The sequence below is a fragment of the Stappia sediminis genome, from assembly GCF_009826895.1.
GTDB classification, from domain to species: domain Bacteria; phylum Pseudomonadota; class Alphaproteobacteria; order Rhizobiales; family Stappiaceae; genus Hongsoonwoonella; species Hongsoonwoonella sediminis.
This window is the reverse complement of record NZ_WUMV01000007.1, coordinates 412,422-427,192: the sequence shown is the minus strand read 5'-3', so window position 1 is coordinate 427,192 and position 14,771 is coordinate 412,422. Positions and strand designations below refer to the sequence as shown.

12 protein-coding genes are annotated in these 14,771 nt (G+C 62.3%); 4 read left to right on the top strand and 8 right to left on the bottom strand.

From position 1 onward, the window contains the following. Nucleotides 1–102: 102 nt before the first annotated feature. From GR183_RS16255 to GR183_RS16235, 5 genes are all read right to left on the bottom strand, one after another. Nucleotides 103–882: a DeoR/GlpR family DNA-binding transcription regulator gene (locus GR183_RS16255; RefSeq protein ID WP_160776690.1), complete on the bottom strand. Its 780-nt coding sequence runs from the start codon at nt 880–882 to the stop codon at nt 103–105. A 150-nt stretch (nt 883–1,032) separates the two neighbouring features. Beyond that, nucleotides 1,033–1,233 (bottom strand): cold-shock protein, encoded by a 201-nt coding sequence (locus GR183_RS16250; protein ID WP_160776689.1) that lies wholly within the window; start codon nt 1,231–1,233, stop codon nt 1,033–1,035. A 380-nt stretch (nt 1,234–1,613) separates the two neighbouring features. Further along, the gene (locus GR183_RS16245) at nt 1,614–2,477 is read right to left on the bottom strand and encodes an SDR family oxidoreductase (protein ID WP_160776688.1); all 864 of its coding nucleotides are present in this window, start codon (nt 2,475–2,477) and stop codon (nt 1,614–1,616) included. 13 nt (nt 2,478–2,490) lie between these two features. Continuing rightward, nucleotides 2,491–3,333, bottom strand: a complete 843-nt coding sequence (locus tag GR183_RS16240) for a TrmH family RNA methyltransferase (protein ID WP_160776687.1) — start codon at nt 3,331–3,333, stop codon at nt 2,491–2,493. Continuing rightward, nucleotides 3,330–4,265, bottom strand: coding sequence for a class I SAM-dependent methyltransferase (locus tag GR183_RS16235; RefSeq protein ID WP_202396136.1), 936 nt, complete (start codon nt 4,263–4,265; stop codon nt 3,330–3,332). Before GR183_RS16235 ends, GR183_RS16240 begins: the two co-directional genes overlap by 4 nt. Nucleotides 4,266–4,720: 455 nt before the next feature. On the opposite strand from GR183_RS16235, the gene GR183_RS16230 reads away from it, so the two are divergent. The 4 genes from GR183_RS16230 (at nt 4,721) to GR183_RS16215 (ending at nt 9,309) form a co-directional block, all read left to right on the top strand. Next, entirely contained in the window at nt 4,721–5,404 is a 684-nt protein-coding gene (locus tag GR183_RS16230; RefSeq protein ID WP_160776685.1) for an SRPBCC family protein, read from the top strand. 109 nt (nt 5,405–5,513) lie between these two features. After that, entirely contained in the window at nt 5,514–6,002 is a 489-nt protein-coding gene (locus GR183_RS16225) for a (2Fe-2S)-binding protein (protein ID WP_160776684.1), read from the top strand. Between the two features lie 75 nt (nt 6,003–6,077). Further along, nucleotides 6,078–8,441, top strand: a complete 2,364-nt coding sequence (locus GR183_RS16220; RefSeq protein ID WP_160776683.1) for a xanthine dehydrogenase family protein molybdopterin-binding subunit — start codon at nt 6,078–6,080, stop codon at nt 8,439–8,441. 64 nt (nt 8,442–8,505) lie between these two features. Then, nucleotides 8,506–9,309: an FAD binding domain-containing protein gene (locus GR183_RS16215; RefSeq protein ID WP_160776682.1), complete on the top strand. Its 804-nt coding sequence runs from the start codon at nt 8,506–8,508 to the stop codon at nt 9,307–9,309. Between the two features lie 78 nt (nt 9,310–9,387). Here the strand turns inward: GR183_RS16215 and GR183_RS16210 are convergent, their stop codons facing one another. The 3 genes from GR183_RS16210 to GR183_RS16200 all read right to left on the bottom strand — a co-directional run bounded on the left by GR183_RS16210 (nt 9,388) and on the right by GR183_RS16200 (nt 14,754). After that, nucleotides 9,388–11,820, bottom strand: a complete 2,433-nt coding sequence (locus GR183_RS16210; protein ID WP_208999880.1) for a methyl-accepting chemotaxis protein — start codon at nt 11,818–11,820, stop codon at nt 9,388–9,390. 216 nt (nt 11,821–12,036) lie between these two features. Then, nucleotides 12,037–13,752 carry a methyl-accepting chemotaxis protein gene (locus tag GR183_RS16205; protein ID WP_160776681.1) on the bottom strand — a complete coding sequence of 572 codons (1,716 nt, stop codon included), beginning with the start codon at nt 13,750–13,752 and terminating at the stop codon, nt 12,037–12,039. 237 nt (nt 13,753–13,989) lie between these two features. Continuing rightward, nucleotides 13,990–14,754, bottom strand: coding sequence for an SDR family NAD(P)-dependent oxidoreductase (locus GR183_RS16200; protein WP_160776680.1), 765 nt, complete (start codon nt 14,752–14,754; stop codon nt 13,990–13,992). Nucleotides 14,755–14,771: the final 17 nt, after the last annotated feature.

Sequence of the window (14,771 nt, the reverse complement as noted above, 5' to 3'; positions counted from 1 at the left end):
TGCAGCCAACGCCGAAATCCTCCCTGCTTTCGTAATTTTTGCGTTTCAGGTCACGGCGACTTTCATATGAAGAAAATTGAGCGTCAACCGAAAAGAACCTGCTCAGGCGGCCCCGCTGTCGGCAGGCGAGGTTTCGACCAGATGGACATCGTTTTCAACGGCGATCCGGCGGATCGTTTCGCTCAGGCACCGGTCGGTCACAAATGTGTCGACCTGCGAAATATGGGCGATCCTTACGGGCGCCTTGCGGTCGAATTTCGTTGAATCGGCCACGAGGATGACATTGCGGGCGTTCTCGATGATCGCCTGCGCCACCTTCACTTCGCGAAAGTCGAAGTCGAGCAGGGCGCCGTCGTCATCGATCGCCGACGTTCCAATCACCGCGAAGTCGACGCGGAACTGCTTGATGAAATCGACCGCCGCCTCGCCGACGATGCCACCGTCCGCCGGGCGCACGAGGCCGCCGGCGATCACGACCTCGATCGTGTGGCACGGGCGCAATGTATTGGCGACGTTGATGTTGTTGGTCACAACCATGAGGTTGGAATGATGCACCAGTGCTTGCGCCACAGCTTCCGTCGTTGTGCCGATGTTGATGAAGAGCGACGAGGCGTTGGGGATGAGGAGCGCCGCCGCCTGGCCGATCGCCGATTTTTCATCGCGGGCGATCGCGCGGCGCGCCTCGTAGCCGACGTTCTTGACGGCGGTTGAAAGCACAGCGCCGCCGTGCACGCGCGACAGGAGGTTCCTGTCGCAAAGCTCGTTGAGATCCTTGCGGATCGTCTGCGGGGTTACGTCGAGGCGCGCGGAAAGATCGTCAACCATGACGCGCCCTGTGTGGCGGGCGATGTCGAGGATTATGCTCTGACGGGCTGAAGCCATTCTCGGCGCTGGGCTGTATAGGTCTTCGAGACTTCAGGATAGCGCCGCGAATTGCGAAGAACAGCAGAAAATACTATCGATTGCAGGTTTCGAAACACGAAAGGGCGGGAAACCCGCCCTTCTGGTCGTTCGATTCGCCGAACTGAGGGATTACAGAACGCGAAGGTTGTCCGCCACCTGGCGGCCGCTGGCATAGGCAAGGTCGTATGCCACGAGCTGGCCTTCCTTCAGCGTGCTGCGCCCGGCCTTGCGGACGGCGTCCATCGCGACGAAGACATCGGCGCCTTCATCGGGTTCGATAAGTCCGATGCCCTTAAGGGCGTCGAACCACTTAACGTTACCATGCTGCATTTTTTTCTTCTTTCGAGTTTCTTGTATCAAATGCCGATTGAATACGGAGTCCGAAACAATTTCATGACAGCGGGTCACGAACCTGCTGCATGAGATTTCCGGCTGCTGTTTGAAAGTGATTTGAACACTTCAGGGAGACTGCGCCGCGCTTTCGGGCGGAAAGGCCGATGTGGCCCGTCCCTTTCAGCAACCTACGATATGGGGTGTGAAGTTCGATCTTCAACCCCTTGTTAATCTTATGGTCTCGCAAGCACGTGCGGATGCCGTATCAGGTGGCCCATTCGTAGAGCCAGCCTGCGGCCATCGACCCGCAAGCCGCGATACTTGAGCAAAGTATGGACGATTATGGTTTACGAATTGATAACATTATTTGCGGCGCCTTACCGCCAGCCGCCGCGATAAAGCGCATCGAGGGCCACCCGGTAGTTCGGGAAGCGGAAACGATAACCGAGTTCCCGTTTGATGCGTTCGTTCGAAACGCGCTTGTTTTCGCCGTAGAAGGATCGCGCCATCGGCGAAATATCCGCCGTCTCGAAGTCGATCTCCGGCGGCGGCTCAATGCCCATCAGCTTCGCGGCGTATTCGACGACATCCTGCGGCGGGCAGGGCTCGTCGTCGCTCACGTTGTAAATGCGCGTATCGGGCTCGGCGAGCGAGGCGGCAAGCGCACCGGCGATGTCCGCGACATGGATACGGTTGAAGACCTGCCCCGGCTTGATCAGGCGTTTGGCCTTGCCCTTCTCCAGGTTGACGAAGGCGTTCCGCCCCGGACCGTAGATGCCGGACAGGCGGAAGATCTGAAGGTTGAGGGTTTCGCTCGCCGCGAAATCGAGCCAGTCCGTTTCCGCCGCGACCCGCAATACGGACCTGCGCGAAACGGGTTTGCAATGCGTTTCCTCATCCACCCAGTCGCCTCCGTGGTCGCCATAGACGCCGACGGTGGAGAGATAGCCGATCCATTCCGGCCTGGCTTTTGCGATATCGTGTCCGTGAAGCTTGAGCGCCGGATCGCCTTCATCTCCCGGCGCGATGGAAAGGAGGACATGGCTCGCGTTCGCGAGCGCATTCGCAATCTCCGGCGAGGCGGAAAAGCCGTCGAACAGGAACGGCTCGACGCCTGCAGCCCGCAGCGCTTCCGCCTTTTCGGCGGAGCGGGTCGTGCCGCCGATCCAGTCGAACCGCTCGCGCACTTCCTCCACGAAGGCGCGGGACGAATAGCCGAGGCCGAAAACGAACAGACGCATCAGGGGGCCTCCTTCAAAGTTTCAGCCTCGGGCGCTGGATCTCGAACAGCATCACGGCCGTGGCGACGGCAAGGTTCAGGCTGTCGGCCTGGCCCAGTTGCGGGATACGCAAAAGCTCGTTGCAGGTTTCGGCCATATCGTCGGGAAGGCCGGCCTGTTCGTTGCCCATGAGAAGCAGCGTCGGCGACAGGTATTCGACTTCGCGGTAGTCCTCTTCGCCCTTCAGGTGCGTGCCGGCGACGGTGCCCGGCCATTTGCCGGCAAAGGATTTGAAGTCTTCGCGGCTCATCTTCACGAGGGGCACGTGAAACAGCGAACCCATTGTCGCACGTACCGCTTCAACGGCGAAGGGATCGGTCGTCTCGCCCACGAGGATTACGCCGCTTGCGCCGACCGCATCGGCGGTGCGGATGATCGTGCCGAGGTTGCCCGGGTCACGCACATGGTCGAGCGCGATCCACACATGCGTTCCTTCCGGGCGGATGTCCTGCGGCGCCAGCAGCTTTTGCTCATAGACGCCGACGACCATCTGCGGGTTGTCGCGCCGGGTAATGGCGGAGAGGATCTGCGTCGGCATTTCAAGGATGAGCGCGCCTTTGGCGCGTGCCCTTGCCGCCGCCTGCTGGGCGCGGTCGTTGTCGCGAACGTCGGGTCCGAGCGCGAGATAGCGCACGCTCCAGCCGGCATCGAGCGCATCCGTCGCGAGCTTCAGCCCTTCGGCGACGAAAAGGCCGGATTGCGTGCGGTGCTTGCGCATGCCCACCAGCCCCTTGATCTCCTTGACCAGCGGGTTCGAGTGCGAAGTGATCTGCTTGACCGCGCCCGCGCGCGGGCGGTCCGGATTTTGGCCCGTCATGGTGCGCTCCAGCGGCTGAAGAGGGAGGTCGAAAGGGCGCGCGCCGGCTTACCTTCGCGCCCGCGTTCCTCGCGAATGACGAGTTCGCCGGATTCGATCAGCCCGCCGCGGCGGTGGAGCGCCTCGTTCATCAGCTCGTGGATGGCGACGAAGCTCGAGCGGATCGCGTAGGCCGTCAGGATCATGAAGCGCGCTTCCGGCGAAAGCAGCTTTTCAAGGTCGTAGAGCATGCCGGGAAGGCTGGTGAAGAGATCCCAGACCTCGCCCTTGGGTCCGCGCCCGTATTTCGGGGGATCGAGAATGATGCCGTCATAGGTGTTGCCGCGCCGGATCTCGCGGGAAACGAACTTGGATGCATCCTCGCAGATCCAGCGGATCGGAAGATTATCGAGACCCGACAGCGCCTGGTTTTCGCGCGCCCAGCCGATCGCCTTCTTCGATGCGTCGATGTGGGTGACTTCCGCGCCGGCGGCGGCCGGCAAAAGAGAGGCAAGCCCGGTATAGCCGAAGAGGTTCAGCACCTTGAGCGGGCGCTTCGCCGCCTTCACCTGATCGACGATCCACTCCCAGTGGGCCGCCTGCTCGGGAAAGACGCCGACATGACGAAACGACATGAAGCGGCCATGGAAACGGGCAGGGCCGAACGCCATCTCCCAGGTTTCGGGCAGGTCGCGGTTGAAGCGCCAGCGGCCCGGGCCTTCTTCATCCACGTCACCGGTAAATACCGCGTCGGCGCCCTCCCACGCGGCTTCCTTCAGGCGCGGAATGCCCATCGCCTGCGGTTCGGGCCGCACGACCGTCACCGGGCCATAACGTTCCATCTTGCGCCCGTGCCCCATGTCGATGAGCGCGTAATCCTCCCAGCCGCGCGTTTCCAGAACGACTGGCCAGTGCTCGGCGGGCGTTTTCCCGCGCGGTGCGGGTTCCGGCATGGCGGAAGATCGGGAAAGGGCAGACAAGTCGGGCTCGCTTAATGTTGGAATGGACGATCCGCAACGCATTAGGACCGGGCGAGGCATTGGTCAACAAGTCAGGTGGCGTTCGTGGCCTTCGCGAGGGGCGCCTTGCATCATCATGCAGGCGCTTTCCCGAAATATTTTGACAATTCCCGCCGGGTTTGGTCGTTTTTGAAAACAAAAGCTTCAAGGCACGCATTTATCGGGAGGAATGGATGGTGCTTTCTGCCCTCATCGGCATTGCGGGCAGCGTCGCCGCGGCGACGGATCGCGGGCCATTGGGTATTTCTTTTCTCACACGCTTGTCATGCGACGAGCGCTCCTCCAATGTATTGTAATGTAACGAGAGAATTGCGAGAGCGGCAGCCGGAACCGGCGGACGGCAAGCGTCCCGAACGGCGCTCTATAAAAAACGGGAGGTCGACAACCCCATGGATATGACGGGTGAGTATCGGATCGCCGCGCCGCGCGACCGCGTGTGGGAAGCGCTCAACGATCCGGAGGTGCTCAAGGCTTCCATTCCCGGCTGCGAGTCCCTGGAAAAACAATCCGATACGGAAATGAACGCGCTGGTCACCGCCAAGGTCGGGCCGGTGAAGGCGAAGTTCAAGGGCGACGTCACGCTTGAGGATATCAAGCCGCCCGAGAGCTATCGCATCGTCGGCGAGGGCAAGGGCGGCGTCGCCGGTTTCGCCAAGGGCTCCGCCGATGTGAGCCTCGCCGAAGACGGTGGGGAAACGCTGCTCTCCTACGTCGTGAAGGCGCAAGTCGGCGGAAAGCTTGCCCAGCTCGGCTCCCGGCTTATCGATTCGACGGCGCGCAAGATGGCGGATGAATTTTTCGCCAACTTCCGTTCGCAGGTCGAAGGTGGCGGAACGGCGTCCGAGGAGCCGGACCCCGGCGTCATCGAGGAGGCACGGTCGATCGCCGATGAGCATATGGCCGAGGAGGTCAGCGGGCTCGCCAGCAAGGTCGAGCACAGCGTCGAGGACGCGGTGCACCGCGCGGAAGAAACGGTCGAGACGGCGGCGGCCAAGAACGCCTATGGCGGACCGATGGTCTGGGGCCTGATCGCGCTCGGCGCGATCATCGTCGTACTTGCTCTCATGAGCTGAATTTTCGGGATCGCCCGACAAAGGTTCGGGCGCCTCTTTCTCCAGTTTGTCCAAAATGCCGGATTCCGGGCCGATTGACGCCCGGTACAAATCGAAAGGGAGGACTACCATGGCGACAGTCACCATTACGGTGAACGGCAAGAAACGCTCGGCGACGGTCGAGGACCGCACGCTGCTCGTGAGTTTCCTGCGTGAAAACGCCGGGCTTACGGGCACGCATGTGGGTTGCGACACCTCGCAGTGCGGTGCCTGCGTCGTGCATGTCGACGGCAAGGCCGTGAAGGCGTGCACCATGCTCGCCGCCCAGGCGGACGGTTCCGAAGTGGTCACGATCGAAGGCCTCGCCCAAAGCGGCGAACTGCACCCGGTGCAGGCGGCGTTCCACGAGCATCACGGCCTGCAGTGCGGTTTCTGCACGCCGGGCATGATCATGGCCGCCACCGACATGATCAACCGTTACGGCGCCAAGCTTGACGAAGCGACGATCCGCAGGGAACTCGACGGCAACATCTGCCGCTGCACCGGCTACCACAACATCGTCAAGGCGATCAAAGCCGCCGCCGATGCCATGGCCGGCACCGCGCAAGCCGCCGAATAACCGCGAATAAACAAGAAGACCCTGATCCAGACGAGGAACAATCCCGCTTAAGGGCGGACCCAAGGAGAGAATACCATGGGAGTTGACGGTATCGGTGCGCGTGTGAAGCGCAAGGAAGACCGCCGGTTCATCACCGGCAAGGGCAAATACACCGACGATATGACCGTACCCGGAATGGGCTATGCGGCATTCGTGCGTTCGCCGCACGCCCACGCGAAGGTGAAGTCGATCGACGCTTCGGCAGCGCTCGACATGCCGGGCGTGGAAGCGGTCCTCACCGGCGATCAGCTCGTCGGCGACGGTGTGGGTAACCTCATCTGCGGCTGGATGATCCACTCCAAGGACGGCACGCCGATGAAGATGGGCGCGTGGCGCGCGCTCGAACCGGAAATCGTGAGGTTCGTCGGCCAGGCGGTCGCGGTCGTCGTTGCGGATACGCTCGCCCAGGCGCGCGACGCGGCGGAGGCCGTCGTCGTCGATTACGAGGAACTGCCGGCAGTTGTCGACGCGGTCGCGGCAATGGAGCCGGGTGCTCCGCAGCTTCACCCGGAAGCCGAAAACAACCTGATCTACGATTGGGAAATCGGCGACGAGGCGGCGGTGAACGCGGCCTTCGACAGCGCCAGGCATGTCACCAGCATGGAGATTTCCAACAATCGCCTTGTGCCGAACGCGATGGAGCCGCGCGCGGCCCTGGCGGATTACGACGAGGCGGAAGAGCACTACACGCTGTGGACGACCTCGCAGAACCCGCATGTGGCGCGTCTCGTGCTTTCCGCGTTCTACAACATCGCGCCGGAGCACAAACTGCGGGTGATTGCGCCCGACGTCGGTGGCGGCTTCGGTTCAAAGATCTACATCTATCCGGAAGAGATGGTGTGTCTTTGGGCCTCCAAGCGCACCGGGCGCCCGGTCAAATGGGTCGCCGACCGTACGGAGGCGTTCCTGACGGATGCCCATGGCCGCGATCATAAATCTCACGCGGAAATCGCGCTGGATGAAAACAACAAGATCACGGCCCTTCGGGTGAAGACGGTCGCCAATCTCGGCGCCTATATGTCGCTCTTCTCGTCGTCTGTACCGACGTATCTTTACGCCACGCTCCTGTCGGGCCAGTACGACATCCCGGCCATCCACTGCAACGTGAAGACGGTCTACACCAACACCACGCCGGTGGATGCCTATCGCGGAGCGGGCCGTCCGGAAGCGACCTTCCTCGTCGAGCGTATCATGGAGACGACGGCGCGCGAGATCGGCATGGATCCGGCGGAATTCCGGCGCAAGAACTTCATCACGGAGTTCCCGCACCAGACGCCGGTCATCATGTGTTACGATTCCGGCGACTATAACGCCTCGCTCGATGCGGCGATGAAGGCCGCCGATTATGCGAACTTCGGCGCGCGCAAGGCGGAAGCGGCCTCGCGCGGCAAGCTGCGCGGCATCGGCATGTCCTGCTATATCGAGGCTTGCGGTATTGCTCCGTCTCAAGCCGTAGGCTCGCTCGGCGCGGGCGTCGGCTTGTGGGAATCGGCGGAAGTTCGCGTAAACCCGGTCGGCACGATCGAGGTTCTCACCGGCTCGCACAGCCATGGCCAAGGCCATGAGACGACCTTCGCCCAGCTTGTCGCGGACCGCTTCGGCGTCGGCACGGACACGGTGCAGATCGTCCACGGCGATACCGACAAGGTGCAGTTCGGCATGGGCACCTACGGCTCTCGTTCGGGCGCCGTCGGCATGTCGGCGATCGTCAAGGCGCTCGACAAGGTCGAGGCGAAGGCGAAGAAGCTCGCCGCCCACCTGATGGAGGCCTCCGAAGGGGACATCGTCGTCGAGGGCGGCGAGTTCAAGGTCGCCGGCACGGACAAGTCGACGCCGTTCTTCCAGCTCGCGCTCGCCGCCTATACGGCGCACAACATGCCGGAAGGCATGGAGCCGGGCCTGAAGGAAGGCGCCTTCTACGATCCGACGAACTTCACGTTCCCGGCCGGCACCTACATCTGCGAAGTGGAGATCGATCCGGACACGGGCAAGACGGAGGTCGTGAACTTCGTCGCCGCCGACGACTTCGGCAAGATCATCAACCCGATGATCGTCGAGGGGCAGGTGCACGGCGGGCTGACGCAGGGCATCGGGCAGGCGCTTCTCGAAAACGCCGCCTATGACGAAAGCGGCCAGCTCGTCACGGCGTCCTATATGGACTATTGCATGCCGCGCGCGGACGATGTGCCCTCCTTCAACCTGATGACCACCGAGACGCTCTGCCCGGGCAATCCGCTCGGCATGAAGGGTTGCGGCGAGGCGGGCGCCATAGGTTCGCCGCCAGCGGTCATCAACGCCATCACGGATGCGATCGGCAACAACGACCTGGAAATGCCGGCAACGCCCGAAAGGGTGTGGCGCGCGCTCGCCGCCGCCCGGCCGGCACAGGCCGCCGAATAAGAGATGAGAGGCGCCGGCTTCAGGGCCGGCGCCGCCTTTCAACTTCAACGGATGGAATTTGTCCATGTACGAGACCAACTACCATCGACCCAAAACGGTCGCCGATGCCGCGGCCCTTCTTGCCAAGTCGGACGAGGCCAAGCTTCTCGCCGGCGGCCAGACGCTGATCCCGACCATGAAGCAGCGTCTCGCAGCACCCTCGGATGTGATCGACCTTCGCCATATCGACGATCTCAAGGGCATCACGGAGACGGGCGGCGGCGGCGTGCGCATAGGTGCTGCCGTCACCCATGCCGAAGTCGCGGGTTCCGAGACCGTCCGCCGGTTAATCCCCGCGCTCGCATCGCTCGCTGGTGAGATCGGTGACCCGCACGTGCGCCATATGGGAACGATCGGCGGCTCGATCGCCAACAACGATCCTGCGGCGGATTATCCCGGCGCGCTCGTCGGGCTGAATGCAACGGTGACGACGAACAAGCGCGAATTGAGCGCCGACGATTTCTTCACCGGCCTTTTCGAGACCGCACTGGAGCCGGATGAGATCGTTACCGCCGTTACCTTCCCGGCACCCGAAAAAGCGGCCTACGCGAAATACCCCAACCCCGCCTCGCGCTACTCCATGACGGGAGTTTTCGCCGCGAAGCTGGCCGACGGTTCGGTTCGCGTCGCGGTGACGGGCGCCGGCGAGGACGGCGTCTTCCGGGTCGCGGAAATGGAGCAGGCGCTATCGTCGAACTGGTCGCCAGATGCCGTTGCGGGCGTGAAGGTGTCCTCTGGCGATATGCTTTCCGACATTCACGGCTCGGCGGATTATCGTGCGAACCTCGTGACGGTCATGGCCAAGCGCGCGGTTGCCGCAGCGGGCTGAAACCCGGCGCCCGATGAATGCAACAACGGGCGGTGCCGATGCACCGCCCGTTTTTTATTGTCCGCTTTTTGCTGATCGTCAGGCGGCTGCGACCTCGCGCAGGAAACGCTCGATCTCTTCGCTCAGGATCTGCGTCTTCTCGCCAACGGTCGTGGAGGCGGCGAGCACCTGGTCGGCGGATTCGTTGGTATGCGCGACGGCGCGCGTCAGTTCCGCCATGTTGCCGCTGACCGAGGTCGTTCCCTGCGCCGCCTTCTGGACGTTGCCGGAAATCTCGTTGGTCGCCGCACCTTGCTGCTCCACGGCAGAGGCGATGGCGGAGGTATAGGTGTCCACCTCCGACATAGTGCCGGTGATCGCGGCGATGGCGTCCACCGCTTCCTGGGTGGACTCCTGGATCGCGGAGATCTGCGCGGAGATTTCTTCCGTCGCCTTTGACGTCTGGTTGGCGAGTTCCTTGACCTCGGCCGCCACCACGGCGAAGCCCTTGCCGGCGTCGCCGGCGCGCGCGGCCTCGATGGTGGCGTTGAGCGCCAGCAGGTTGGTCTGTTCGGCGATCGCCTGGATCAGCGTTACGACCTCGCCGATCTTGCCGGCGGCGGCGGCCAGTCCTTCCACCTTCTGGTTCGTCGCCCGGGTGCCTTCGCTCGCCTGGTTGACGACTTCGGTAGTCTGGCCCACCTGGCGTGCGATTTCAGAGATTGAGGCCGCAAGTTCTTCGGCGGCGCTCGCGACGCTTTCCACGTTGGAGGTGGCCTCGTCGCTGGCGTTCGCCGTTTCCGTTGCACGGTCGGAGCTTTCGCTCGCAATTCCCGTCAGCGCGCGTGCGGTCGCCTCAAGGCCTTCGGCCGTTTCGCCGACGGAGGAGGTGAGTTCGCCCACCGTGCCGCGGAAATCGGAGATCAGCGTCTCGATGCGGCTCTGGCGCGCGTTCTGGGCTTCCTGCTCACGCGCCTGCTCGCCGCGAAGGCGCTCGCGCTCGATGGCGTTGTCGCGGAAGACCTGGACGGCGCGGCTCATGTCGCCGATCTCGTCGCGTCGCTCGCTGTCGGCAAGGTCGACGCTCGTGTCGCCCTCGGCCAGACGCCCCATCACGTCCGTCAGCCGGCGCGTGGGCTTGCTGATTGCGATCGACAGGAAGAAAGCGAGCGCGATGCCGATGGCCATTGCGGCGGCGAGAGTAATTCCGATCGTCGTCAGAGCGAAGGTGCCGCTCGTCATTGCCGCCACAGACTGGGCTTCGGCCAGCGCGCCGATGCGGCTGCGCACGTCCATCGACAGTTCGTCGAGAAGCGACTGCTTCTGCGAAAGCGCCTGCCGTCCGGAAATCACGGCGTTGAACGCCTTTTCATAGGCTGCGATCTGCTCCTCGATATTGGCCACGGTGTCGGCGATCGAGGCGAAGGCCGTGGCGTCGGCTTTCAGCAGCTGCGCGGCCTGCTGAAGTTCTGCAAGGCGCGTCTGCACATTGAACGCCGAAGTGCGGCCGACGCCCGCAAGCAGTTCCATGGTGGTCGCGCGGACGTTGAGCGCGGCCTGGCTGAGTTTCACCGTATTGGCCGATACCATGTCGACGGCGGCAAGCTCGGTGTTTGCCTTGCCGTCGATGTATTGCGCCTTGTCGATCGCCGTATAGGCGGCCTGGCGGAGGATCGTCATCGCGTTGTTGATGTTTTCGATGGTGGCCTTGATCTGCTGGCGCAGCGCATAGACCTTCGTGAAGTCGGTCGTGCCGAGCAGTTCATCGAACTCCGCGTTGAGCTTCATCGACTGATTGGCCAGTTCCTTCAGGGCGGCCTGGTCGATGCCGGAAACCTTCTGATCGGCGACTTCCACAAGCGTCTCGCTCATTTCGATCGCGCGTCCCGCGGCGGTATCGAAGCTGTCCGCTGCCGTCGAGGTCGTCGCCTGAAGGAAGAGATACTGGATCGTCAGCGCGTTTTCCTGGGCATCGGCGATCGACCGGCCGAGCGCGTCCGCCTGCTCCCTTGTCCTGGAGGCATTGAGCGCATCGCGGCTTGCCGCGCGGCGAATATTCTGAACCTGGCTGTCGATGGTCGTGGCGAAAGCGCCAAGGCGGCTTACGGCGACCGAAAGGTCCTTGAGAAGCGCGTCCTGCTCGCCAAGCACTTCCGTAACTTCGCCGAAGGTTGCGCCCATGCCGTTGACCGCGTCGACCGCCCCGTCAAGCTCGCCCGATCCTTCCGGTCTGGACGCAAGGTCGTTCCTGAGAACGTTGAGCTTGCCGAGCAGAGTATCCACCGATTGCTGATGGGCCGAGGCATCCTCTTCCTTGCGCGAGGCAAGATAGGTCTCGCGCGTGGCCGAAACTTCCTGCAGCTGGGAAATAACCTGGCTGGCGTGGTCGGATGTTTCCATCTGCGTCGTCAGGCCGCGAATGGCGAATGTCCCGACCGCGCCGACGACGGCCGTCAGCAAAAGGACGGCAGCGAAGCCGCCGCCGATCTTCGCTGAAAAGCGCAGGTTGTTGATGATATTGAGGACACGCAACGTACTTCTCCCCCAGAAACAGTGATCTTATTCTTCGAAAGGCTAATACGCGGGGAATGAAGGAGAGGTAAATCCAACGTCGGGTAAGTTTAATTTACGCAGGGAAAACAAATAGATAGAAAGTCTAACGTGGTAAACGGAATAATAATGGCCCAGACGCAAGAAACGGGGCCGAGGCCCCGTTTCCATGACAGGCGGTTGCTTTGCAAGCCTGGTTCAGGCCGCCGAAACTTCGTTCAGGAAGCGTTCGATTTCGCTGTTGAGGGCAGTGGTTTTCGACGCCATGTCGCTTGAGGCGCGAAGCACCTCGTCGGCGGCGGCCGACGTCTGGTCGACGGTGGTCGAAAGACCGGTCATGTTCTGTGTGACCGAAGACGTTCCGCGCGCGGCCTGCAGCACGCTTTGCGAAATGTCGTTGGTCGCCGCTCCCTGCTGTTCGACTGCAGTGGCGATGGATGACGTGTAGCCGTTGACCTCGTCCATGGTTTCGGTGATCTCGCCGATCGCCGTCACCGCCTCGCGGGTGGAAGCCTGGATGGCGGAGATCTGGCCGGAGATTTCTTCCGTCGCCTTGGAGGTCTGGGTCGCAAGCTCCTTCACCTCGGCCGCCACGACGGCGAAGCCCTTGCCCGCCTCGCCGGCGCGCGCAGCTTCGATGGTGGCGTTCAGCGCAAGCAGGTTCGTCTGTTCGGCAATCGCCTGGATAAGGGTAACGACCTCGCCGATCTTGCCGGCGGCGGACGCAAGGCTCGCGACTTTCTCATTGGTCGATTTCGCCCCTTCCGTCGCCTGGTTGACCACCTTCATGGTCTGTCCGATCTGGCGCGAGATTTCCGAAATCGAGGCGGTCAGTTCCTCGGAAGCCGAGGCGACCGTCTCCACGTTCTGGCTGGCTTCGTCGCTTGAGGTTGCCGTCTCGCTTGCCTTGGCAGCGCTTTCGCGGGCGAGGCCGGTCAGCGTACGCGAGGTCTCTTCAAGGCCGGTGACAGTATCGCCGACCGAAGAGGTGAGGGATTGAACCTGCGAGCGGAAGCCGGAGATCATCTGCTCGATGCGCTTCTGGCGCTCGCGGCGGGATTCCTCGTCGGTTTCCTGCGAGGCGGCGAGGTCGCGGCGTTCCTCCGCTCGCGTCTTCAAGGTCGCTATGGCGGTGGCGAGCTGGCCGATCTCGTTCTTTCGGTCGGCGAACGGCACATCGACGTCGAGATCGTCCTCGGCAAGGCGGTGCGTGACATTCGCCAGCATCGGGATCGGGCGCAGCAGGGTGCGCACCAGGAACGTCATGCTGGCGCCAGCGACCAGCAGGATCGCCGCGAATGCGATCATGAGCTTGCTGGTGATGTTGTTCATCAGCGCGTTGATCACCGACTTGCGGACGCCGGCATAAAGGATGCCGATGATGTCGCCGCGCTTGGAGTAGATCGGCTCGTAGATGGTGTAGTAGGGAGTTCCGAGGATGATGGCCTCGCCACGGAAGGTGTCGCCCTTCGTCACCACCGGATAGACGGCCCCGTTCTGTCCAAGCTGGGTGCCGACGGCGCGGTTGCCGTCCGGCTTCACGATGTTGGTCGTCTTGCGCCAGAAGTCGCGCGTCTTGTCGTCCCACTTGAAGACCGTCGCCGTTTCATGCGTCATGCGCCCGACGGTGTCGATCATCTCGTGGCTGGCGAATTCTTCCGGTATTTCTTCCATCACGACGCGTTCGACATTGCCGTCCTTGCCCCAGGCGATTTCGGTGCCGGGCAGGTCGCGTTCCACGATTTCGGCCGCGACGCGCAGACTTGCGTTCTGTCGCGCGATGGCGTCCTGCGTGATCTGGTCGGAGATCAGGAAGTAGATCACGGCGCTTACAGTCCCGAGTGCCAGGACGATCATTACGACCGAGGCCGCGGCCATGATGGTTTGAAGGTTCAGTTTCGCCAGAAATCGCATTTGTAACTCCGCGTCGTGTCACGGGTGTTCCGCAAGGTCGGGAGGCGAAGTTAGCGGAGCAATCTCTAAAATTTTCGTTTAAGTCATTTTGTTTACGTTACGAAATTAGAAGCATTTACGAAGTTAATATTGCATATGCGAAATGATTTTGCTGTGACGCAAAAAAATAATGATAACAAGGTGCTGCAGGTGCAGCAAAGCATGCGATTCATGTTTTCGCCAATCGCGAAAAAAAATTTATACGTGCTGGCCGCCGTTGATATGGATCTCCGATCCGGTGACATACGAGGATGGGCTGGAGCACAGGAAGAATATCGTCTCGGCGACTTCGTCCGGGCGCCCGAGACGGCGTAGCGGAAGCCCGTCCACCAGTTTTTCCGTACCGGGAGAAAGGATCGACGTTTCTATCTCTCCCGGTGCGATGGCGTTGACGCGAATGCCGTGCGGGCCGAAATCGGCGGCCATTTCGCGGGTCAGCGCTGCAAGGGCCGCCTTTGACGTGGCATAGGCCGTGCCGGCGAAGGGGTGGACGCGCATTCCTGCGATCGAAGTAACGTTGACGACGGAGCCGCCGGCGGCGTTCAGCTCGTTGAAGAGGCCGCGCGCGAGCATGATGGGAGCGAAGAAATTCACCTGGAAGACGTGCCGCCAGGCGTGCATCGGCGTTGTCAGCGAGTTGAAACGCTCTCCATTTTCGCCCTTGGGGCTGATGCCCGCATTGTTGACCAGGGCGTGAAGCCTGGAACCTTCCGTTTCCAGGCGCTTTCGCATCTCCGCCACGGCGACCCCCAGGTTTTCCGGATCGGAAAGGTCGACCTGGATATGGTCCTCCGGGCCGGACGGCCACGGACACTTGTCGGAAAACGCGTGTCGCGAGCAGGTGATCACCCGCCACCCGGCGGCGGAAAAGCGCTTTACCGTCGCATGTCCAATTCCGCGGCTCGCGCCGGTCAGGACGATCGTCTTGCGGCCATTGTCCGGCGTCTCGCCTGTGGCTGTCATCAAGGTTCCTCGTGTCG

Bases quoted from the DNA above. Each gene is read 5' to 3' on its own strand.
- GR183_RS16255 (WP_160776690.1), bottom strand. From the start codon at position 882: ATGGCTTCAGCCCGTCAGAGCATAATCCTCGACATCGCCCGCCACACA.
- GR183_RS16250 (WP_160776689.1), bottom strand. From the start codon at position 1,233: ATGCAGCATGGTAACGTTAAGTGGTTCGACGCCCTTAAGGGCATCGGA.
- GR183_RS16245 (WP_160776688.1), bottom strand. From the start codon at position 2,477: ATGCGTCTGTTCGTTTTCGGCCTCGGCTATTCGTCCCGCGCCTTCGTG.
- GR183_RS16240 (WP_160776687.1), bottom strand. From the start codon at position 3,333: ATGACGGGCCAAAATCCGGACCGCCCGCGCGCGGGCGCGGTCAAGCAG.
- GR183_RS16235 (WP_202396136.1), bottom strand. From the start codon at position 4,265: ATGCCGGAACCCGCACCGCGCGGGAAAACGCCCGCCGAGCACTGGCCA.
- GR183_RS16230 (WP_160776685.1), top strand. From the start codon at position 4,721: ATGGATATGACGGGTGAGTATCGGATCGCCGCGCCGCGCGACCGCGTG.
- GR183_RS16225 (WP_160776684.1), top strand. From the start codon at position 5,514: ATGGCGACAGTCACCATTACGGTGAACGGCAAGAAACGCTCGGCGACG.
- GR183_RS16220 (WP_160776683.1), top strand. From the start codon at position 6,078: ATGGGAGTTGACGGTATCGGTGCGCGTGTGAAGCGCAAGGAAGACCGC.
- GR183_RS16215 (WP_160776682.1), top strand. From the start codon at position 8,506: ATGTACGAGACCAACTACCATCGACCCAAAACGGTCGCCGATGCCGCG.
- GR183_RS16205 (WP_160776681.1), bottom strand. From the start codon at position 13,752: ATGCGATTTCTGGCGAAACTGAACCTTCAAACCATCATGGCCGCGGCC.
- GR183_RS16200 (WP_160776680.1), bottom strand. From the start codon at position 14,754: ATGACAGCCACAGGCGAGACGCCGGACAATGGCCGCAAGACGATCGTC.